19 protein-coding genes are annotated in these 20,008 nt (G+C 61.4%); 12 read left to right on the forward strand and 7 right to left on the reverse strand.

Annotated features, from left to right (window positions below):
- Nucleotides 1-107: 107 nt before the first annotated feature.
- From ACP7EG_RS03555 to ACP7EG_RS03575, 5 genes are all read left to right on the forward strand, one after another.
- A complete protein-coding gene (locus tag ACP7EG_RS03555) occupies nt 108-2,942 on the forward strand; it encodes a M16 family metallopeptidase (protein ID WP_426086450.1) in 2,835 nt (944 codons plus the stop codon).
- 93 nt (nt 2,943-3,035) lie between these two features.
- The gene (locus ACP7EG_RS03560; RefSeq protein ID WP_010399555.1) at nt 3,036-3,233 is read left to right on the forward strand and encodes a hypothetical protein; all 198 of its coding nucleotides are present in this window, start codon (nt 3,036-3,038) and stop codon (nt 3,231-3,233) included.
- Nucleotides 3,234-3,377: 144 nt separating this feature from the next.
- Nucleotides 3,378-4,964, forward strand: a complete 1,587-nt coding sequence (locus ACP7EG_RS03565; RefSeq protein WP_426086451.1) for a methyl-accepting chemotaxis protein — start codon at nt 3,378-3,380, stop codon at nt 4,962-4,964.
- Nucleotides 4,965-5,046: 82 nt separating this feature from the next.
- The gene (locus ACP7EG_RS03570; RefSeq protein WP_426086452.1) at nt 5,047-5,916 is read left to right on the forward strand and encodes a ThiF family adenylyltransferase; all 870 of its coding nucleotides are present in this window, start codon (nt 5,047-5,049) and stop codon (nt 5,914-5,916) included.
- The gene (locus tag ACP7EG_RS03575) at nt 5,913-7,034 is read left to right on the forward strand and encodes a nitroreductase family protein (RefSeq protein WP_426086453.1); all 1,122 of its coding nucleotides are present in this window, start codon (nt 5,913-5,915) and stop codon (nt 7,032-7,034) included. The genes ACP7EG_RS03570 and ACP7EG_RS03575 overlap by 4 nt, the downstream gene beginning before the upstream one ends.
- A 78-nt stretch (nt 7,035-7,112) precedes the next feature.
- On the opposite strand, the gene pepA is transcribed toward ACP7EG_RS03575, so the two are convergent.
- Nucleotides 7,113-7,946, reverse strand: coding sequence for a flocculation-associated PEP-CTERM protein PepA (gene pepA, locus ACP7EG_RS03580; RefSeq protein ID WP_426086454.1), 834 nt, complete (start codon nt 7,944-7,946; stop codon nt 7,113-7,115).
- 248 nt (nt 7,947-8,194) lie between these two features.
- On the opposite strand from pepA, the gene ACP7EG_RS03585 reads away from it, so the two are divergent.
- The 4 genes from ACP7EG_RS03585 to ACP7EG_RS03600 all read left to right on the forward strand — a co-directional run bounded on the left by ACP7EG_RS03585 (nt 8,195) and on the right by ACP7EG_RS03600 (nt 9,830).
- Complete coding sequence (locus tag ACP7EG_RS03585; protein ID WP_426086455.1) at nt 8,195-8,368, forward strand: hypothetical protein; 174 nt, start codon at nt 8,195-8,197, stop codon at nt 8,366-8,368.
- A gap of 240 nt (nt 8,369-8,608) precedes the next feature.
- Entirely contained in the window at nt 8,609-8,746 is a 138-nt protein-coding gene (locus ACP7EG_RS03590) for a hypothetical protein (protein ID WP_170840448.1), read from the forward strand.
- A gap of 129 nt (nt 8,747-8,875) precedes the next feature.
- Entirely contained in the window at nt 8,876-9,244 is a 369-nt protein-coding gene (locus ACP7EG_RS03595) for a hypothetical protein (protein ID WP_096236472.1), read from the forward strand.
- Between the two features lie 127 nt (nt 9,245-9,371).
- A complete protein-coding gene (locus ACP7EG_RS03600) occupies nt 9,372-9,830 on the forward strand; it encodes an acyl-CoA thioesterase (RefSeq protein WP_071076982.1) in 459 nt (152 codons plus the stop codon).
- An 88-nt stretch (nt 9,831-9,918) separates the two neighbouring features.
- Here ACP7EG_RS03600 and ACP7EG_RS03605 read toward each other — a convergent pair whose 3' ends face one another.
- The 5 genes from ACP7EG_RS03605 to ACP7EG_RS03625 all read right to left on the reverse strand — a co-directional run bounded on the left by ACP7EG_RS03605 (nt 9,919) and on the right by ACP7EG_RS03625 (nt 14,889).
- Nucleotides 9,919-11,325, reverse strand: coding sequence for a DEAD/DEAH box helicase (locus ACP7EG_RS03605; RefSeq protein ID WP_071076465.1), 1,407 nt, complete (start codon nt 11,323-11,325; stop codon nt 9,919-9,921).
- A gap of 382 nt (nt 11,326-11,707) precedes the next feature.
- The gene (locus ACP7EG_RS03610) at nt 11,708-12,229 is read right to left on the reverse strand and encodes a helix-turn-helix transcriptional regulator (protein WP_426086456.1); all 522 of its coding nucleotides are present in this window, start codon (nt 12,227-12,229) and stop codon (nt 11,708-11,710) included.
- Nucleotides 12,230-12,234: 5 nt separating this feature from the next.
- Entirely contained in the window at nt 12,235-12,513 is a 279-nt protein-coding gene (locus tag ACP7EG_RS03615) for a hypothetical protein (protein WP_426086457.1), read from the reverse strand.
- A 72-nt stretch (nt 12,514-12,585) separates the two neighbouring features.
- The gene (gene fabI, locus ACP7EG_RS03620; RefSeq protein ID WP_219136789.1) at nt 12,586-13,374 is read right to left on the reverse strand and encodes an enoyl-ACP reductase FabI; all 789 of its coding nucleotides are present in this window, start codon (nt 13,372-13,374) and stop codon (nt 12,586-12,588) included.
- A gap of 102 nt (nt 13,375-13,476) precedes the next feature.
- On the reverse strand, nt 13,477-14,889 hold the full coding sequence (locus ACP7EG_RS03625; protein ID WP_426086458.1) for a transglycosylase SLT domain-containing protein: 1,413 nt from the start codon (nt 14,887-14,889) through the stop codon (nt 13,477-13,479).
- A 333-nt stretch (nt 14,890-15,222) separates the two neighbouring features.
- Here ACP7EG_RS03625 and ACP7EG_RS03630 point away from each other — a divergent pair, with 333 nt between their 5' ends.
- Entirely contained in the window at nt 15,223-15,801 is a 579-nt protein-coding gene (locus ACP7EG_RS03630) for a DUF1415 domain-containing protein (RefSeq protein WP_426086459.1), read from the forward strand.
- Nucleotides 15,801-15,995 carry a DUF1289 domain-containing protein gene (locus ACP7EG_RS03635; protein WP_096236462.1) on the forward strand — a complete coding sequence of 65 codons (195 nt, stop codon included), beginning with the start codon at nt 15,801-15,803 and terminating at the stop codon, nt 15,993-15,995. Before ACP7EG_RS03630 ends, ACP7EG_RS03635 begins: the two co-directional genes overlap by 1 nt.
- Nucleotides 15,996-16,100: 105 nt before the next feature.
- On the opposite strand, the gene ACP7EG_RS03640 is transcribed toward ACP7EG_RS03635, so the two are convergent.
- Nucleotides 16,101-16,607: a DUF1993 domain-containing protein gene (locus tag ACP7EG_RS03640; protein ID WP_034779265.1), complete on the reverse strand. Its 507-nt coding sequence runs from the start codon at nt 16,605-16,607 to the stop codon at nt 16,101-16,103.
- A gap of 261 nt (nt 16,608-16,868) precedes the next feature.
- Between ACP7EG_RS03640 and ACP7EG_RS03645 the strand changes: the two genes are divergently transcribed.
- Nucleotides 16,869-20,006 (forward strand): EAL domain-containing protein, encoded by a 3,138-nt coding sequence (locus ACP7EG_RS03645; protein ID WP_426086460.1) that lies wholly within the window; start codon nt 16,869-16,871, stop codon nt 20,004-20,006.
- Nucleotides 20,007-20,008: the final 2 nt, after the last annotated feature.

Here is a 20,008-nt window from a genome sequence, read left to right on the forward strand (position 1 = left end):
CATTCGGCAAAGTTGCCAGGGCACAGCAGTTTTCCTAAGCTGTTTTTAATGGCGGAAAGACGATTTCAGTGTAAGGTATGTCTACTGAATCTTACCGTTGAGAATACATGAAGCTGAGTAAATTACGCCTGATCTCGGGCGCCGTCTTGCTGGCATGCGCCTGCATGGCCCAGGCGGAAATCCGTTTGACCGATCCCCTGCCGCTGGCACCAGAAGTGACCGTCGGAAAATTGCCGAATGGCTTGACCTACTACATCAAGAAAAATGCCCGTCCCGCGCAGAAAGTGGAATTGCGCCTGGTGGTGAAAGCCGGCTCCATCCTGGAAGATGACGACCAGCAAGGCCTGGCGCATTTCACGGAACACATGGCCTTCAATGGCTCCACGCATTTCAAGCGCAATGAGCTCATTTCCTATTTGCAATCGATCGGCGTGAAGTTCGGCGCCGACCTGAACGCCTACACGAGTTTCGATGAAACCGTCTACGTGCTGCCGATTCCGACGAACAAGAAGGACAACCTGGAAAAGGGTTTTCTCGTGCTGGAAGACTGGGCGCATGGCTTGAAATTCAATCCGGCCGACATCAACAGCGAGCGCGGCATCGTGCTGGAAGAGGCGCGCCTGGGCAAGGGCGCCAGCGACCGCATGAACAAGGTGCTGTATCCGAAGCTGCTGAACGGTTCGCGCTATGCGCAGCGCATGCCGATCGGCAAGGAATCCGTCTTGAAAACGTTCAAGCCGGAAGCCATCAAGCGTTTCTACAAGGATTGGTACCGCCCCGACCTGATGGCCGTGATGGTGGTCGGTGACGTGGAGCCGAAACAGGCTGAAAAGCTGATCCAGCAGCATTTCAGCAAGCTGAAAAATCCCGCGAAACCGCGTCCGCGCCTGTATGCGGAAGTGCCGCAGCGCTCGCAAACGGAAGCGCTGGTGATCACGGACAAGGAAGCGCCGGACGACACTGTCTTCATCCGCTACCCGATCCGCGCCGCGCAGGAGCCCGTCACCATTGCCGACTACCGCCGCCAGATGATCGAAAACCTGTATGGCCAGATGCTCAGCGCGCGCATGCAGGAATTGACGCAGCAAGCGAACCCGCCCTTCATCCAGGGCGGCAGCAGCATGGGCAAGCTGGTGCGCGGCTATGAATCGTTCAGCGCATATGCCTTGCTGGGCAAGGGCGGCGTGCAGCCGGCCGTCGACGCGCTGGTGCAAGAAGATGAGCGGGCGCGCCGCTTCGGTTTCAGCCAGGATGAGCTGGACCGCGCGCGCAAGAACATGCTGCGCAATTACGAGCGCGCGTACAGCGAGCGCGACAAGTCCGATTCGTCCGGCTTCGTGGCCGAGTATTCGCGCAACTTCCTGGAGCAGGAAGCCATCCCCGGCATCGCCAATGAATTGCTGTATGCGCAGGAACTCTTGCCGCAGGTGACCTTGCAGGAAATCAACGAGACGGTCGCCAGGGTGATTCCCGACCAGCAAAAGAAACTGGTGGTCTTCATGGGCGCCGAGCCGAAACCGGGCGCCAGCGTCCCGACGCAGCAGCAATTGCTCGACGCCGTGGCGCAAGCCGAGCGGCAAAAGGTCGAGCCGCGCACGGAAAAAGTGCTGGCCAGCAAGCTGATGGACGGCCCGCCGGCCGGCGGTAGCATCGTCGCTGAAAAGTTGAATAGCGCCATCGGCGTGACGGAACTGACCCTGGGCAATGGCGTGCGCGTGCTGTTGAAACCCACGGATTTCAAGAATGACCAGGTGCTGATGGGTTCGACCCGCTTCGGCGGCCAGTCGCTGTTCGGCGACGCCGACATCTACAACGCCCGCTATGCCAGCGCCGTGGTCGGCAGCATGGGCCTGAAAGACCTGGCGCCGCTGGACTTGCAAAAGGTGTTGGCCGGCAAGACGGTCAACGTGGGCGCCTCGCTGGGCGAACTGAGCGAAGGCTTTGGCGGCTCGGCCAGCAGCGCCGACGTGGAAGCCATGCTGCAACTCGTGTATCTGTATTTCCATGACGTGCGCAAGGATGTGGGCCTGTACCAATCCTTCATCGGCAAGCAGCAGGACCTGGCGAAAAACAGCATGGCGCAGCCGGAAGCCGTGTTTTACGATGCCGTCCAGCACGCCACGTTTGGCGACAACCCGCGCGTCGATGGCGTGCCGCGCGCGGCCGACTTCGACAAGGTGGGCCTGGAGCGCTCGCTGGACATCTTCCGCCAGCGCTTTTCCAGCGCGCGCGACATGACCTTCATCTTCACGGGCAGCTTCGAGCTCGAGAAGATCAAGCCCCTGATCGCCAGCTACCTGGGCACCTTGCCCGTGGCCGAGGTGCCGCACGCCTACCGCGACGTGGGCATGCGTCCGGTGACAGGGATCGTCAAGAAGGATATCTACATGGGCAGCGAGCCCAAAAGCACGATTTCCATCACCTTCAATGGCGACGCGGCATATTCGGACGAGCAAAAGCTGACCCTGCAGGCGCTGGGCGAGGTGTTGAACCTGAAAGTCATCGAAGTGCTGCGCGAAAAGATGAGCATGATCTATGGCGGCGGCTTCGAAACGTCCATGGGCCAGCATCCGTATGGCCATTATTCGGTGGCGCTGAACTTGCCGACGGGGCCGGAAAATGTGGACAAGGTGATCGCCGCCGCCTTTGCCGAAATCAACAAGATGAAGGCCGAGGGGCCGTCCGTGGCCGACCTGGAAAAGGTCAAGCTGAACTGGATCACACGCCAGCAGAAATCCTTGCGGGAAAATAATTACTGGATGAACCAACTGATGGGTTCCGTGACGCAAGGCCGCGATCCCGCGCAGATCCTGCGCTACGCGCAGCGCGTGCGGGCCATCACGCCGCAAGCCGTCAAACTGGCGGCGCAGCGCTACCTGGACCTGCACAATTATGTGCAGGTGGTGCTGTATCCGGAACGTAAGAACGTTGCCTCTAAGTAATCTTCATTGTTGTATTGCAGGGGCGGCAGGGCGGCGAAGCTGTTAAACTGCTGCTGATGGATGTGATCGCAATTTAACAAGCAAGGAAATACGATGGCTAAGAAAGAAGAACTCGATCCGGAAACCCTGGAATTGATCAACTGGTGTATCGAGGTTGAAGGCTTCCTGGTGGCCGGCGGCGCCACCGTGGCACAGGCGCAAGACCACATTGAAGAGCAGGTCGAGTGGTTTACCGACCAGTTCTACGACGGCTTGACGCCGGAAGAGGCGGCCAAGGAAGCGCTGGCGTGATCCGCCAGTAACAAGCGAGTAGCAATAAAGCGGGCGGTGCCTGCCAGGCATCAGCCTGGTAGCGCCGCCCGCTTTGCTTTTCTGAAAAGATTTCCATTGGGAAATTGTTTATAATTCCACGCTTTATTTTCTACCCAGGCTCCCATGACACTCCGTTCGCGCATTCTCCTCCTGTGTTTCAGCACCTTGCTAGGCATCGTCCTTATCGCGTCATTCTCTCTGTATTCCCTGCGCCAGACCATGATGGCCGAAAGGGTCGAGCAATTGACGGTGCTGGTGGAATTGGCCAACGCCTCGGTGGAAAAGGCGTATGCGCTGGAACAGTCGGGCAAGCTCACGCGTGAACAGGCCCAGCAGCAGGCCAAGCTGGCCATCGGCAGCTTCGTCAAGGATGAGATGTATTACTTTGTGCGCGATTTCAGCACCGACTTGCTGTACGTGCATCCGAATGCGTCGCGCATCGGCACGCCGCAAAAGAACATGAAGCAGTCGGGCGACCGCTACCGGGCAGCGCTGGCCACCAGCCGCATCGGCCTGGTGCAGGCGGACGGCACGCGTCCCGGTGTGAAGGACCCGGTGGCGAAGATGTATGCCGTGGTGAAATTTGCGCCATGGGATTGGCTGATCGGCACGGGCACCTACATCGATGACATCAACCACAAGTTCTGGGCCCAGGCTGGCGTGCTGCTGGCCATTGGCGGCGCGCTGATGCTGGTGGTGGGCGCCCTGGCGGCCCTGATGCTGCGCCGTATCCTGGCCCAGCTCGGTGGTGAACCCGACTATGCAGCGGCCATCGTGGCGCAAATTGCCCAGGGCGATCTGACCACGCAGATCGACACGCGCCCCGGCGACACGTCGAGCTTGCTGATGGCGATCAAGGCCATGCGCGACAACCTGGCGCATCTGGTGAGCCAGGTGCGCAACGATGCGGATGCCATTTCCACGGCGTCCGGCGAGATCGCTTCCGGCAACCACGACCTGTCGGCGCGCACGGAGCAGCAGGCGGGCTCGCTGGAAGAAACGGCCTCGACCATGGAAGAAATGACCTCGACGGTGCGCCAGAATGCGGACAATGCGCGCCAGGCCAACCAGCTGGCTATTTCTGCCTCGCAAGTGGCGACCCAGGCGGGCGGCGTGGTGAGCCAGGTGGTCGATACCATGGGCGCCATCAATGCCTCGTCGAAAAAGATCGGTGACATCATTGCCGTCATCGACGGTATCGCCTTCCAGACGAATATTTTGGCCTTGAATGCGGCCGTGGAAGCTGCGCGCGCGGGCGAGCAGGGGCGTGGCTTCGCCGTCGTCGCCAGCGAGGTGCGCAACCTGGCGCAGCGTTCGGCTGCCGCCGCCAAGGAAATCAAGCAATTGATCGACAGTTCCGCCGAGCAAGTGGGGGCCGGTGAAAAACTCGTGGCGCTGGCGGGCGAGACGATGGAGAAAGTCGTTTCCAGCGTGCAGCATGTGACCGATATCGTGGCCGAGATTTCCTCGGCCAGCGCCGAGCAGAGCGCCGGCATCGAGCAGATCAACCAGGCCATCGTCGAGATGGATAACATGACGCAGCAAAACTCGGCCCTGGTCGAGCAGGCTTCGGCGGCGGCGCAGGCGATGAACGAGCAGGCGGCCGGGCTGGCGCAGATCGTCAGCGTGTTCAAGGTCGGTGCAGTGGCGCGGCATGCCGCGCCACCCTCGCGCACGGCGCCGGCAGCGCCGCGCCGTCTGGCGCGCTAAGCTGTCGTCATAGCGGGAACTTATCGCCCGAGCGTCTGTCAAACCATTCTTGGTCCTTAGCGGATGCACAGAAGAGGTGAGCATGACAGACGGTTTTTCCTATCAGGCGGCGTTTGCCCGCAACCTGGGCTGGGTCACGCAGGCGGAGCAGGACAGCCTGCGCGGCAAGCGCGTGGCCATTGCCGGCATGGGCGGTGTGGGCGGCGTGCATTTGCTGACCCTGGCGCGGCTGGGCATCGGCGCTTTTCACATCGCCGATTTCGATACCTTCGATATCGCCAACTTCAACCGCCAGGCCGGCGCCATGGTCTCCACCCTGGGCCAGCCCAAGGTGGCCGTGCTGGCGCAGATGGCGACGGACATCAATCCCGAACTGGAGATTAAACAATTTCCTGACGGCATACACGACAGCAACCTGGCGGAGTTTTTTGCCGGTGTCGACCTGTATGTGGACGGCCTGGATTTCTTTGCCTTCCCCGCGCGCCAGGCCACCTTCGCCACTTGCGCGCGCCTGGGTATCCCCGCCATCACGGCCGCGCCGCTGGGCATGGGCACGGCCGTGCTCAGCTTCATGCCCGGCGGCATGACGTTCGAAGAGTATTTTGGCTGGGGCGACTTGCCCGAAGAAGAAAAAGCTCTGCGCTTTCTCGTCGGGCTGGCGCCGGCCGGCTTGCACGGCCCCTACCTGGTCGACCCGTCGGCCATCAACCTGAAGGAGCGGCGCGGACCGTCGACCATCATGGGCTGCCAGCTGTGCGCGGGCGCGGCCGCCACCGAGGCGCTGAAAATACTCTTGAAGCGCGGCAAGGTGATGGCCGCGCCGCACGGCATGCATTTCGACGCCTACCGCAACAAGCTCGTGCGTACCTGGCGTCCCGGCGGCAACCGTCATCCGCTGCAACGCCTGACGATGGCCATCATCAAGCGGCGGCGCGCGGCGCAGGGGGCATGATGGCACAAGCACCGCTGATCGCGCAGATCGATTCTGTGCTGGAAAACATCCTCGACCAGGCGCGCTGGGCACCCAGCGGCGACAACACGCAGCCATGGCGTTTTGAAGTCGTGGACCCGCGCCATGTCGTCGTGCATGGCTTCGATACGCGCAGCCACTGCGTGTACGACCTCGACGGCCATCCCAGCCAGCTGTCGCTGGGCGCCTTGCTCGAAAGTATGGCGCTGGCGGCCAGCAGCCATGGCTTGCGCATGGAAGCGCGCCGGCACGGCGGCTTGCCCGACACCTTGCCCACGTTTGACGTGCGCTTTGTCGACAGCCCCGGCATGTTGCCCGACCCGCTGGCGGCCTTCCTGCCGCAGCGCAGCGTGCAGCGGCGACGGCTCAGCACGCGCCGCCTGCGCGCCAGCGAAAAGGCGGCGCTGGCGGCCAGCTTGCCGCCCGGCTACAGCGTGCAGTGGTTCGAAGGCTGGCGCATGCGCCTGGCCTGTGCGCGCCTGATGTTCGACAATGCGAAGCTGCGCCTGACCATGCCCGAAGCGCACAAGGTACACCGCGACGTCATCGAGTGGGGCGCGCGCTTCAGCACCGACCGCATCCCGGAGCAGGCGCTGGGCGTGGACCCGATGACGGCGCGGCTGATGCGCTGGGTCATGCACAGCTGGCGCCGCGTGGATTTTTTCAATACCTGGCTGGGAGGCACCATTGCCCCGCGTCTGCAGATGGACTTGCTGCCGGGCCTGTATTGCGCCGCGCATTTCGTGCTGCTGGCCGAGGCGCCGCCGCGTCACATCGATGATTACGTTGCGGCGGGCAGGGCCATGCAGCGCTTCTGGCTGACGGCCACGCAGCTGGGCCTGCAGTTACAGCCGGAACTGACGCCGCTGATCTTCGCCCGTTATGTGCGCGAACGGCGGGCCTTTTCGCGCACCGACGGCATGCTGGAGCTGGCGCAGGAACTGGCGCTGCAATGCCAGGCCGTGCTGGGTGCGGTGGCGTTTGATCGGGCCGTGTTCCTTGGCCGCATCGGCGCCGGCCCGGCGGCCCAGGCGCGCTCCTTGCGCCGGCCGCTGCAAGACTTGCTGGTGGCGCCGGTCAACGGGAGGACGCTTGCGTGAGCGGCATGGGCTTGCCGCTTGCCGCAGCGAAAAAAGCCGCTGAGGACATCAGCGGCTTTCAGACTGGATGATCGCATCTCAAGCCTGGCGTTGCCCGCCTTGCTGGCGGCGCGCAGTCAGGCCCAGGCCAAACAGGCCGATACCGAGCAGGGCGATGGTGCCTGGTTCAGGTACAGCGGCCTGGAATAATTCCAGGCCGCCACCGTCGGCCATCGCGACGAAACTGTTGGTCAGGCTGCCGCCGATGAAGCTGTTGGTATTCCCGCTGAGGGACTCCAGTGGGAAAAACGGGTTGGGGTTGACGAAGAACAACTGTCCTTGCGGCGTCAATGTGGCGTTAAGCAAGGCCTTGAAGTCGCCCTGGGCCAGGCCGGCGAAAATGTGTGCTTCGCCCACGTCGAGCGTGTAGGTCACGATCGCATAGTCATCCCCGGAGACGCCACCCACATTCACCGGCGAGCCTGCGACGTTACTGACCGACAGTGACGTGTCCTGGTTGGGGTCGATGTACAAGGTCATGGTCAGGGTTTGAAAGGTAGCGTGGATCCCTCCAGCCAGCGTATCGGACTGACCGGTGATGCTGAACAGGCCATAGATGCCATAGCCATTCAGGGCGTTCAGTTGCGACGGAACGCTGCCGCCAGTGGGACTGCCGAAAGCGGCCTTGCTCAGAAAGCCTGTTTGAGTGAAGGGATCGTTGCCGCCACCCAAACCGCCAACGATGGTTTGTTCGACGCGCGCGTGATATTCAAAGCTGATGCGGTCGGCCACCACCAGATTGGCTGCGGTACCGGGGACGGAACCTTCATTGACGGTGAACAAAGGACCAGCGAATGCGGGAGCACTGATCAGCGCGGCGCCGATGGTGGCCGCGGAGAGAGCGAGACGCAGGAATGAGGACAGCGTTTTCATGGCATTTCCTTCAGCGTGAGGGTTGATCGGACCAGGTCACTGTGGCGGCTGCCTCAGATAACCTCATACGCCCTTGAAGCAGAATTCGTACCATGTAATATTTGTATTTGAATTCAACAGCTTATAAAAGCAGGGATGCCATTCTTCGTGCTTGTGTAAAAAAAATCGACGTTTTAGCCGGCCTATGGCGCGGCTCGCGGGCGCCAGTCTTTCCTGTCATCGGCTAGAGTGGGGCAAAGGAGGTCACCATGCAACTACCATCCCGTCATGCCCCGCTGCATGCGCACAGCACGCCTGAACCAGACATCCCGCCGCCGCCCGAAGGCGATCCGCTGACGCCGCCGCCGGAAAAGCCGCCGCACACGGAGCCCGTGCCCGTCGAGGAACCGACGCCACCACCGCCGCCCGTCAGGATGGGCTGACAGCAAGTTGCCGCACGCCTGAACGCACCTGAGCGGCGAGGCCACTGCCGCGCGCTGTTTATTTCTGGTCGGAAATGGATTGCGCGGTCGGCGGGATCGCCACGCCAATTAAACAACAAAAATACCAATAAACGTTGCCGAGTGGATACAAATCAAGCGCTAACTGCTGTGTGTCATGTGGCCGTCACGATTCTGTTCTTATAATGAGACATCATAAAAATTCTTGTACAGGAGACCATCATGGGCAATTCCTTGCATAACAAAATCTACCTGGGCCGGCGCCCTGTGATCACCAGCAAAAACCTCGCAGCGCTGGCCCTGGCGGGCGCCGTGGCTGGTTGCGGACTGGCATGGCTGCTGCTGCGCAGCTACAAATAACGCTCATCACGCCCGTGTTTCCGCCGCCTGGCCGGCTGGCGGGCGGCGCTAGATTCACGTTGCCTGTTGCCGATGCGCAGCGGGGCGCGTACCATGGGGGCCGAACACCTGGCCTTTTATGGAAAAGTAATGAAGAACGAGAAATTAACAACCGATGAATATGACGCGCTGGAGCAAGTTGCACGCGGCATCAAGACCGAGCGCCCCAGTGCTTGCGTTGCCCGCAACGCCAAACGCCTGTCCGGCCTGAAGCTGCTCAGCTATGCACGCGATGGCCGTCTGTCCATCACCGAGAAAGCACAACAGCTGCTGTTCCTGCGCCGCTGCATCATGGGGCTGCGCGCCGTCGCCGCCGATCCGCTGACCAAGCTGGAATCGGACGTGGCCTATTTCCTGGGCAAGAAAGCCCACATCGTGGCACGCGCGGAAGGCGAGGGTCACGACATTTCCGACAAGGGCCGCGACTCGCTGGCCGACATCGACACCCTGGGCCTGTAGAGCCTATCCCAGCAGAAGACGCCCCCTACCGGGATAGACGCTACGCTTTGCCGCCGGCCCCTGAGGCCGGTTTTCACATCCCACTCTTTTTCTTATTTCCCCTTTGGAGAACACTTTGGACAGCGCGATGAACTGGTCGGCCCACGAACTGACGATGACGGTCCTGATGACGCCCGATATGGCCAACTTTTCCGGCAACGTGCACGGCGGCACCATCCTGAAATACCTCGATAGCGTCGCCTACGCCTGCGCCAGCCGCTATTCGGGCAGCTATGTGGTGACCCTGTCTGTGGATCAGGTGATGTTCCTGCAGCCTATCCACGTGGGCGAGCTGGTGACGTTCCTCGCCTCGATCAATTACACGGGCACGACCTCGATGGAAGTGGGCATCCGCGTGGTGACGGAAAACATCCAGCAGCGCCTGGTGCGCCACGCCAACAGCTGCTATTTCACGATGGTGGCCGTGGACACCAACCGCAAGCCCGTGGCCGTGCCGCCGCTGGTGCTGGAAACGCCGGAGCAGCAGGTGCGCTTCGAGCAGGCCAAGCTGCGCAAGCTGTCGCGCCAGAAGGTGTCGAAGAAATAAATGCAGTGGACATGAAAAAACGGCCACCAGAGTGATCTGGTGGCCGTTTTTTTATTGCCTGCCGCCTGCTGGCGGCATGGCGCCGTGATTAACGGTCGCCGTAGCTGCGGCGTGCGCCGTCGGTGCTGCGCGGGTTGGAACCCTTGTAGCCGCCGCCGGTGCTAGGTGCGCCGTCTTTGCGTGGTGCACCTGGCTTGCTGAACGTGCGTTGCGCTGGCTTCGCGCCGCCACGGTTGTCGCCTGGTTTCCAGCCGCCTGGACGGGCGCTCGAACGTGGTGCCGACGCCGTTTTCTTAGGCTCGAAACCTTCGATGACATTGACCGGGATCAATTGCTTGGTGAAGCGTTCGATGCGCTTGACGTTCATGCCTTCAGCGTGGTTCACCAGCGAGATGGCCAGGCCATTGCGGCCAGCGCGGCCGGTACGGCCGATGCGGTGGACGTAGTCTTCCGGGAACTTCGGCAGATCGTAGTTGAACACGTGGGTGATCGTCGGTACGTCGATGCCGCGGGCGGCAACGTCGGTGGCGACCAGCACTTTGACCTGGCCGCGGCGCATGCCGTCCAGGGTGCGGTTGCGCGCGCCCTGATGCATGTCGCCGTGCAAGGCGGCAGCCGAGAAGCCGGCGATGTTCAGACGGTCGGCGATGGTGTCGGCGTCACGCTTGGTGGCGGTAAACACAACAGCCTGGTCCAGGGTTTCGTCGCGCAGCAGGTGGTCCAGCAGGCGATTCTTGTGCGACAGATCGTCGACGAAGTGGACGCGCTGGGTGATGTTTTCATGCTTGTTCGACGAACCGGCGATCTGGATGACCAGCGGGTTTTTCGTGATGCGGCGCGCCATGTTGCCAACCACGCCGTCCAGCGTTGCCGAGAACAGCATGGTTTGACGGCCTTCTGGCGTCGCGTCCACGATTTTTTCGATGTCGTCGATGAAACCCATGTCCAGCATGCGGTCGGCTTCGTCCAGCACCAGGATTTCCAGTTGCGAGAAGTCGATCTTGCCCGAGTCCATGTGGTCGATCAGACGACCAGGGGTGGCGACCAGAATCTCAGGATTCTTGGCCAGCAATTGCATCTGTTTAGGGTAAGGCATGCCACCCAGGATCGACACAGCCTTGATGCGGCGGATGCCGGTGCTGTACTTGTCGGTGTTGGTGGTCACTTGCAGGGCCAGTTCGCGCGTTGGCGTCAGCACCAGCATTTTTGGCTGGGCAGCTTTGAAGCGTGGACGCTCGCCGCGGGCGCGCGATGCTTGCATTTCCTGGTTCGGCGTTTTGCTGGCGGCGCTTTGTTCGGCGCTGGCCAGTTTGTGCAGCGACGGCAGCATGAAAGCTGCGGTCTTGCCCGAACCGGTCTGCGACGAGACCAGCAGGTCACGGCCTTCGATCGCGGCTGGAATCGCTTGCGACTGTACCGCGGTTGGCGCGGTGTAGCCCGATTCGGTCAGAGCGGCGATGATGGACGGATGCAGGCCTAAGGATTCAAATGTCATTCTTTTCTTTCGTAAAAATCAGCGTTCTTGCAAAAAGCAGAACGCAAAATAGCAACGCCAACCAAAACGAAATGACTCAACTAGAAAGAAATTTCGGCACAAAAGCTTTGCGCCGGGACGGTGTCAGGTGCGACACACAAGGCGGGAGGGCTTTATAAGCGGCATCCTGTGGATGCGCTAAGGCTTGCGAAGCTGCTAAGTTTGTAATTGCATGTTACTGCGGTGTTGCCATCGCTTCAAGCGAACATATTGCAGCGCACAACGACACTATACCGTATTTGCCGCCGTTTTGCACGGCCTAAATGGGAAGAAACGACAGTCCTACCACGTTTTGAACATGTTTCCTATGTGAAATCAGTAAGAATACGTAGTTTTCCTTGATTTAATTGAGCATGGCCACGATGTCGGCGGGCAGTTGGGGTGCCTGTGCCATTTCCCTGGCCAGGTTGATTTGCCGGGTGACCTGCGCCAGTTCGGTCAGGCCGGGTTCCAGCTGATATGTTCCCTTGGCATGCAGCCATGCCAGTACGTCGGCCAGGTGCCAGATGCTGGCGCTGCCCTCATGCACGGGCACGGGGAAGCTGTGGCGGTGTTTGCTCATCAGCTTGTGCAGGTTTTGCCGGGACAGGCCCAGTACCTGCGCCACGTCGGTCAGACCCACGAAGTCGGGCGCGGCCTCGACCAGCACGGCTTCGGGCACGATGGCCTTGACGTCGGCCAGGGCGCTCAGCAGCGCTTCGTTGGCATTGCTGGCCTCGCGCGTGAATTCCAACGCCAGCCGTCCCGCTTGCCCGATGCCAGCCAAGGCGTCGTCGCAGCCGCCACTGCCCAGGCGCTCGGCCAGCGCGTCGAGGTCGTGTTCGTGGTCGGGCAGGCGATACTTGAGCGTAAAGATGTAATCCATGATGGCTATCCCCGGGATTTGCGTTGCATGCAGTCGTGCATCAGTTTATTGAAAGTGCAATTATCTACTACTCGCCGGATCGCTCGTGCGTGGTTGCCCGGATTCTTTGGTGTGCTCCAGATGCAGGCGATGCAAAACTCGCCGCAGCGGCAGCCGTCGTCATTGTAGGTGCAATAGATTTTCCCCCAGGCATGGCTGCCACCGACTTCCACTCTCCAGTTTTGGCTTTCCGCGTGGCGCAGCGCCGCTTCGATTTCTTTCTTCGGGCGCGAGGAGCGCGCCATGTGATGTCTCCAATGTATGTCAATATTTTTCGGTTGTCAAGTGACAACCGCAGAATATCGGCCATCACCGCATTACTCTACTTCGGGATTGACGGCCATCACTTGCGAAAAGCCGCCATCGACGTAGGTAATCTCGCCCGTGATGCCTGAGGCCAGGTCGGATAGCAAAAAGGCCGCCGTGTTGCCCACTTCTTCGATGGTGACGTTGCGGCGCAGCGGGGCGTGTTCCGCCACAAAGCCCAGCAGTTTACTGAAATCCTTGATGCCGGAGGCGGCCAGGGTCTTGATGGGGCCGGCGGAGATGCCGTTGGCGCGGATGCCGCGCGGGCCCAGCGATTCGGCCAGGTAGCGCACGGACGCTTCCAGCGACGCCTTGGCCAGGCCCATGGTGTTGTAATAGGGCACGGCGCGCACGGCGCCCAGGTAAGTCAGGGTCAGGACCGAGGCGCCCGGATGCAGCAGGGGCAGGGCGGCCTTGGCCATGGCAGGAAAACTGTAGGCGGAGATATCGTGCGCGATGCGGAAGCTGTCGCGCGACAGGCCGTCGAGGAAGTCGCCGGCGATCGCCTCGCGCGGCGCAAAGCCGATGGCGTGCACCAGGCCATCGAGGTGTTCCCAATGCTGCGCCAGGTCGCTGAAGACGGCGCTGATCTGTTCATCGCTGGAAACGTCGCAGTCGAATACCAGTTCGCTGCCGAATTCGGCAGCAAATTCCGTGATGCGTTCCTTGAAGCGCTCGCCCACATACGTGAAGGCGAGGGTCGCGCCTTCGCGGTGGCAAGCCTTGGCGATGCCGTAGGCGATGGAGCGGTTCGACAGCAGGCCCGTGATGAGGATTTTTTTACCTTGCAAGAAAGCCATGACGACTCCTGTCTGGGTGGGTGAACGGGGTGGGTGGATGTACAACCGGCCGCGACAGCAAAGCTGTGGCGGCCGGTGGCGTGTCTCAGAAGGACAAGGCGATCAGTGGCGCGCTTTTGCCCGGCTATTGCCGCCGCCGCGCTGGATGCGTGGTTTCACCAGGGAAATTGGCGCGGCTTGCACCTTGCCGCCCTTGGCGACGCGGCGCAGTGCCTTGGCGGCCCGTTCCGGACGGTCCGCTTCCAGCAGCATGGTGGCGCTGTCGGCGATTTCCTGGGTGATGTCCTTGTTCATCGTGGCCGAAGTCTTCGGCACGAGGATGGTGGAGCCGGCGCGCAGGCTGGTGCGTTGGGGAATATTGTTGGCCTGGCGCAGCACGTCGGCCGTGGTGCCGAATTTCGACGCCAGGGTTTCGATGCGTTCGCGCGCATTGGTGATCTTGTGCGTCGTCCAGCTCGACAAGGCATGGCCCCATTGCGCCAGGTTGGTGGTGAACTTGGCCGCATTTTCCTGTGGCAACAGAATCTTGGTCTTTTCGCCACCGATGATGACGGGGCGGTTGAATTGCGGGTTCAGCGCCTTGAATTCGTCGGTCGACAGTTCGGCCAGCTGGGCCGCGACGGTGATGTCGATGTCGCTGGTCTTGTCGATGGCCGTGAAATACGGCTGGTTGTCGACCACGGGCAGGGTCAGGCCGAACTGGGCCGGATTGGCGATGATGTTTTTCACCGCTTGCAGTTTCGGCACGTAGTTGCGCGTTTCGGCCGGCATCAGGTCGGCCAGGCTTTCGAAGTCGGTCGGTTTGCCCAGCGCCTGGTTTTTCTTGATGGCGCGCTGCACCGAGCCTTCGCCCCAGTTGTAGGCGGCCAGCGCCAGTTGCCAGTCGCCAAACATGTCATACAGGCGCTGCAGATACGTCAATGCCGCATCGGTCGAGGCCAGCACGCCGCGGCGGTCGTCCTTGAACATGGTTTGCTTGAGGTTGAAATCGCGTCCGGTGGCCGGCACGAATTGCCACAGGCCGGCCGCACTGGCGCTGGAGAATGCCTGCGGGTTGAAGGCGGACTCGATAAACGGCAGCAAGGCCAGTTCCGTCGGCATGCCGCGCTTTTCCAGTTCCTGCACCACGTGGAAGATATAACGCGAGGCGCGCGCCGTGGTGCGAGCCAGGTGGTCGGGGCGGGTGGCATACCAGTTGACGTGGTTCGCTACCAGCTGGTTGTTGATGTCGGGAATCGCATAACCGCTGCGGATGCGGCCCCAGACGTCGGCTTCGCGCAGCGGATCGGAATTGTCGCTGAGGTTTTTCAGCAGGCGGTCGGTCTTTTGCAGGCGGTTGTCGAGGGTGGGGAGTTTCGCCGTGACCTGGGCGGTCATCGGGATCAGGGCGGGTGTGGTTGCAGCGACTGGCGCGTTATCGCTCTCAACACCGGCTTCGTACGCCTGGCTGAGGGCGGGCGCAAGCGCCAGGGCCAACGCCGCCAGGACGGTAGATTTAAAGGAGTTTTCGTGCATAGTGTTCCATTGTTGTCGTCGGAGAAACATCGGACAGACCCATGATCAAGCTGCGAGTGTACGTATATCCACATGCCGGAGTCAAGAATTATGTCAGCATGATGACAGGAAATACGCGGCAATAAGTGGGAAACGACAAGGTTTCCATTCGCAGATGCTGTCATTATTGCAAATTTAATTTGCCCGATGCGTGATTCGGCCGCTGTTATAGCATACATGGCGAGGACGATGGCGCAAGCCTGGCAGTTGTCCAGTATGAGACTGCGCAAAGAGTGCGTACAATTTGGCTTTGGCCGGCCATTGTGCTGCCGGCTGCCATATTAATAGAGAGTCATGCATATGAACACCCCGCCGCGCCACGACGACGACAACGCCGTCATCATCGCCAATACCGTTGCCTGGCTGGAAAAGGCCGTGATCGGCCTGAACCTGTGCCCGTTCGCCAAGGCCGTGCACGTCAAGAAGCAGATCCGCTATGTTGTGTGCGAATCGAGCAATCCGGAAGATTTGCTGGCGATGCTGATGGACGAGCTGCAAACCCTGGCCGACACGGACCCCGAGCAGATCGACACGACCTTGCTGATCCATCCGTACACCCTCAATGATTTCCTCGACTACAACGAGTTTCTCGATGTGGCCGATGCGGCCGTGGAAGACATGCACCTGGCCGGCGAATTGCAAGTGGCCAGTTTCCATCCGAACTACCAGTTTGCCGAGACGTTCGAGGACGACATCAGCAATTACACCAACCGCTCGCCGTATCCGACCCTGCACTTGCTGCGCGAAGACAGCATCGAGCGCGCCGTCGAGGCGTTCCCGGAAGCGTCGGAAATTTTTGACAAGAATATCGCCACGCTGGAAGCGCTGGGCGTCGAAGGCTGGGAAAAGCTCGGCTTGCTGAAGGTATCCTGATGGCTGACAAGGAATTGCCGCCCCGTCCCGATACGCCGTGCGTGGCGGTCTGCTCGACCACCTTCGACGAAATCTGCCGCGGCTGCGGCCGCAGCGTGGTGGAAGTGGCCCACTGGGTGTCGATGACGGAGGAGGAGAAGGAAGTGGTGTGGGTGCGGATTCTTTCTCAAGGGTATCCGCGCCGGAATACTTGATTTAACCCAACGGCAACTGCTGGGGTCAGACCCCCAAGGACGCTAACGCAGAGCTCAGCGTTGGCGGCCGCGAGGGTCTGACCCCGGTACTATTGGCGTCAACTATTAATAACTACCAATAAAATCTTTTTTACCCACTTCAATACCATTGTGGCGCAGGATGTCGTACGCCGTCGTCGCGTGGAAGAAGAAGTGCGGCAGCGCGTAGTGGAACAGATACGTCTGGCCCGTGAAGTGCTTGGTCTTTTCGCCGCTGCCGGTGGTGATGGCGCGCGTTTCGCTGCCGTCGATGTCCGCTTGCGGCAGGCTTTCCAGGAAGGCGATGGTTTTCACGATGCGCGCTTTCAGCTCTGCAAAGCTCTGTTCGCTGTCTTCATACGGTGGCACGGCCACGCCGGCCAGGCGCGCGCCGCAGCCCTTGGCGAAGTCGGTGGCGATCTGGATCTGGCGCACGAAGGGCAGCATGTCCGGGAATAAACGGAATTGCAGCAGGGCGTTCGGGTCGATTTTCTTGTCTTGCGCATGCGTTTCCGCCTTGTCCAGGATGGCGGCCAGGCTGCCCAGGATCTGTTTGAAGACGGGGATGGAAGCGGAGTAGATGGAGAAGGTCATGGTGGTTCCTCGAGGTAAAGTGGCGCGATGATAGCAAGCTGCGCGTTTTTCTGCTGGCGCTGGCCCGGCGTACCGGCCCGCGTGTGGTTTTTCAGCCCTGTGTATATGGCATGAGGTTGCCGTTGGTGCGTGTTTGTTGGTGACTTCCCCCGCTTTTTCCATGCATAATTGCTCCTGAAAAAGTTTCTTCCCTCCTTATCACCCGGATTCCCCTGTAAAGTTCCATGATCGCCTGCCTGATCCCTGTTGCCCTGTTGCCGCATGTTTAATTCGCCCTATCAGCGCTTGCGCGCCAGCCTGCGTGTGCTGTACGGCTCGTCGATCTATGGCGCCTTGCTGCTGGTGGTGTTTGGCGGCCTGGTCGTGCCCGCCATTTTCGGCAGCTATCTGCTGGTCGGCGTGCATGAACGCCAGTCGGCGCGCACCAGCCTGAACGAAGCCTTGCAGCGCAATGCCGACATCCTGGCGCTGGGCATGCAGGAATCGCTGTGGAACATGAATGCGGAATCGGCCCATTCGCTGGTCGAGTCGGTGATGCGCGACCGCGCCGTGCTGCTGGTGAAGGTGCTGGGGCAGGGCGACACGGAATTCATCAGCCTGCAGGCGCCGCAGCGGCCCGTGGGCAATCTGTACCGCGCCGAGCGCGACATCCTCGTGCGTGGCGAACGCATCGGCCACATCGTCGTCGAGATGGACGATGCGCGCAGCCAGCAGGAGCTGCGCGAAAAGCAGATGTCCTATATTTTCGTGCTGGGCGCACAGCTGGCCGTGTCGATGGCGCTGATCGTGCTGTTCCTGAACCGCCGCCTGTTGAAACCCCTGCGCCGCCTGACGCGCTTTTCCGACCGCCTGTCGCACGGCGATTTTGACACGCCGCTGGCCTCGCACAGCAATGACGAGCTGGGTCGCCTGACGGCCCAGCTCGAGCAAATGCGCGCGGCCATTCGCCAGTTGTTCGAGGATGTGGGCCAGCGCGAAGAGCGTTTCCGCACCATCGTCACGCAGGTGCCGGGCGCCGTTTTCCGCTACCGGCCCGACGGGCCCATCGATTTCGTCAGCGATGCCATCGAAGACATCGCCGGCTATTCAGCGCGCCAGTTCATGCGCGGCAGCACGCACGCCTGGGCCGACCTGATCTGCCCGGAAGACCGCCGCGAACACCGCCGCGCCGTGCGCCAGGCGGTGCTTGAGGTGCGCCCGTATGCGCTGGAATACCGCATCATCGACGCCTTCGGCATCGAGCGCTGGGTGGCCGAGAATGGCCAGCCGCAGGCCGGTGAGCAGGGCGTCGTGTGGGTCGACGGCATCATTGCCGACATCAGCCAGCGCAAGCACCACGAGATGCGCATCGAGGCGCTGCTGACGGAGCAAAGCGCCATCCTCGACAATGTGATGTTCGGCGTGATGTTCGTGCGCCACCGCCGCATCATTTCCGTCAACCGCCGCTGCGAGGAGCTGTTCGGCTACGCTCACGCCGAAATGACGGGCTGTTCGACCGCCATCGTCTTCCCCTCGCACTTCGAGTTCGAGGCGGCGGGCGAGCGCCAGTATCCGGCCCTGGCGGCTGGCGGTGACTTCAGCGAGGAGCGCCACTACCTGCGCCAGGACGGCAGCCAGTTCTGGGCCCTGGTCAGCGGTTGCGCGCTCGATCCGCTGCACCCCAACGACGGCAGCATCTGGGTGTACGCCGACATCACCTCGCGCAAGGAAGCCGAGGAAAAGCTGCGCCTGTCGGCCACCGTGCTGGAACATATCGCCGATGGCGTGATGGTGGTCGATCCCGCCGGCATCATCGTCGCCGTCAACCCGGCCTTCACGCAGATCACGGGCTACCATGAAGCCGAGGCGCTGGGACGGCACTCGTCGCTGACGCGTTCGCAGCGCCACGACGCGGCGTTTTACCAGGCCATGTGGGATGCCTTGATCGCCTCGGGCTTCTGGCGCGGCGAGATCTGGCACCAGCGCAAGAACGGCGACATCTACCTGGAGTGGCTGACCATCAGTGCCGTGCGCGACACGCATGGCGTCACCACGCATTATGTGGGCGTGTTCAGCGATATCACCCTGCTCAAGGAGTCGCAGGAAAAGCTCGACCACATGGCGCACCACGATCCGCTGACGGCGCTGCCGAACCGCCTGCTGTTCCACGACCGCCTGCAGCACGCCTTGCTGCGCGCTGCGCGCGAGCAGGAGCAGTTGGCCGTGCTGTTCATCGACCTGGACCGTTTTAAGAACGTCAACGACACCCTGGGCCACCATATCGGCGATGAATTGCTGCAAAAGGTGGCCGGTCAGCTGGCGGCCCGCCTGCGCGAGGGCGATACGCTGGCGCGCCTGGGCGGCGACGAATTCATCGTGCTGCTCGAGCGCGTCGATGGCGAGTACGGCGCCACGCAGGTGGCGGAAAAGCTGATGACCATGTTCGAGCAGCCGTTCACGGTGGCCGGCCATGAATTGTTCGTCACGTGCAGCGTGGGCATCAGCCTGTATCCGGATGATGCGCTGGACTTGAATATGCTGATCCGCAATGCCGACGTGGCCATGTACCAGGCCAAGGCGCGCGGGCGGAATGGCTACCGCTTCTATGCGCCGTCGATGACGGGCGAGGGCGTCGAGCGCCTGCGCCTGGAAACCTTCCTGCGCCGCTCGATCGAGAAGAACGAGATGTTCCTGAATTACCAGCCGCAGGTGGAAATCGACACGGGCCGCCTGGTCGGCGTGGAGGCGCTGGTGCGCTGGAACCACCCGGAACTGGGCCTGGTGCCGCCGGTGCGCTTCATCCCGCTGGCCGAGGACAGCGGTTTCATCAACCAGCTGGGCAAATGGGTGCTCGACGAAGCGTGCCGCCAGATGATGCGCTGGCAGGCGCAGGGCTTGCACGTGCCGAAGATGGCCGTCAACCTGTCGGTGAAACAGTTCGAGCGGGGCAGCATTGCCGGCATGGTGGCCGACATTTTGAAGGAAACGGGGCTGGAGCCGCAGCGCCTGCAGCTGGAAGTGACGGAATCGGTGATCATGAACACGGGCGACGCGCTGGGTTTCATCAACGATCTGCACGCCATCGGCGTGGGACTGGCCATCGACGACTTCGGTACCGGCTATTCCTCGCTCGCGTACCTGAAACAGCTGCCCGTGCAGACCTTGAAGATCGACCGCTCGTTCATCAAGGATATCTCGACGGATGTGAACGACGAGGCGATTGCGATTGCCATCATCCAGCTGGGCAAGAGCATGCACTTGTCGGTGATCGCCGAGGGCGTGGAGACGGAAGAGCAGGCCGCTTTCCTGCTGCGCCATGGCTGCAAGCTGGCGCAAGGTTATTTTTATAGCCGCCCGGTGCTGGCAGAGGATATGCTGGAGCGCTGGCTCGACCCGCTGGAACCACGACTAACTAATTAAAG

Source organism: Janthinobacterium sp. PSPC1-1, assembly GCF_049897625.1.
GTDB lineage: Bacteria > Pseudomonadota > Gammaproteobacteria > Burkholderiales > Burkholderiaceae_D > Janthinobacterium > Janthinobacterium tructae.

What these genes read in the sequence shown, in the direction of transcription:
- ACP7EG_RS03555 (WP_426086450.1), top strand. Translation starts at nt 108, where the DNA reads ATGAAGCTGAGTAAATTACGCCTGATCTCGGGCGCCGTCTTGCTGGCA.
- ACP7EG_RS03560 (WP_010399555.1), top strand. Translation starts at nt 3,036, where the DNA reads ATGGCTAAGAAAGAAGAACTCGATCCGGAAACCCTGGAATTGATCAAC.
- ACP7EG_RS03565 (WP_426086451.1), top strand. Translation starts at nt 3,378, where the DNA reads ATGACACTCCGTTCGCGCATTCTCCTCCTGTGTTTCAGCACCTTGCTA.
- ACP7EG_RS03570 (WP_426086452.1), top strand. Translation starts at nt 5,047, where the DNA reads ATGACAGACGGTTTTTCCTATCAGGCGGCGTTTGCCCGCAACCTGGGC.
- ACP7EG_RS03575 (WP_426086453.1), top strand. Translation starts at nt 5,913, where the DNA reads ATGATGGCACAAGCACCGCTGATCGCGCAGATCGATTCTGTGCTGGAA.
- pepA (WP_426086454.1), bottom strand. Translation starts at nt 7,946, where the DNA reads ATGAAAACGCTGTCCTCATTCCTGCGTCTCGCTCTCTCCGCGGCCACC.
- ACP7EG_RS03585 (WP_426086455.1), top strand. Translation starts at nt 8,195, where the DNA reads ATGCAACTACCATCCCGTCATGCCCCGCTGCATGCGCACAGCACGCCT.
- ACP7EG_RS03590 (WP_170840448.1), top strand. Translation starts at nt 8,609, where the DNA reads ATGGGCAATTCCTTGCATAACAAAATCTACCTGGGCCGGCGCCCTGTG.
- ACP7EG_RS03595 (WP_096236472.1), top strand. Translation starts at nt 8,876, where the DNA reads ATGAAGAACGAGAAATTAACAACCGATGAATATGACGCGCTGGAGCAA.
- ACP7EG_RS03600 (WP_071076982.1), top strand. Translation starts at nt 9,372, where the DNA reads ATGAACTGGTCGGCCCACGAACTGACGATGACGGTCCTGATGACGCCC.
- ACP7EG_RS03605 (WP_071076465.1), bottom strand. Translation starts at nt 11,325, where the DNA reads ATGACATTTGAATCCTTAGGCCTGCATCCGTCCATCATCGCCGCTCTG.
- ACP7EG_RS03610 (WP_426086456.1), bottom strand. Translation starts at nt 12,229, where the DNA reads ATGGATTACATCTTTACGCTCAAGTATCGCCTGCCCGACCACGAACAC.
- ACP7EG_RS03615 (WP_426086457.1), bottom strand. Translation starts at nt 12,513, where the DNA reads ATGGCGCGCTCCTCGCGCCCGAAGAAAGAAATCGAAGCGGCGCTGCGC.
- fabI (WP_219136789.1), bottom strand. Translation starts at nt 13,374, where the DNA reads ATGGCTTTCTTGCAAGGTAAAAAAATCCTCATCACGGGCCTGCTGTCG.
- ACP7EG_RS03625 (WP_426086458.1), bottom strand. Translation starts at nt 14,889, where the DNA reads ATGCACGAAAACTCCTTTAAATCTACCGTCCTGGCGGCGTTGGCCCTG.
- ACP7EG_RS03630 (WP_426086459.1), top strand. Translation starts at nt 15,223, where the DNA reads ATGCATATGAACACCCCGCCGCGCCACGACGACGACAACGCCGTCATC.
- ACP7EG_RS03635 (WP_096236462.1), top strand. Translation starts at nt 15,801, where the DNA reads ATGGCTGACAAGGAATTGCCGCCCCGTCCCGATACGCCGTGCGTGGCG.
- ACP7EG_RS03640 (WP_034779265.1), bottom strand. Translation starts at nt 16,607, where the DNA reads ATGACCTTCTCCATCTACTCCGCTTCCATCCCCGTCTTCAAACAGATC.
- ACP7EG_RS03645 (WP_426086460.1), top strand. Translation starts at nt 16,869, where the DNA reads ATGTTTAATTCGCCCTATCAGCGCTTGCGCGCCAGCCTGCGTGTGCTG.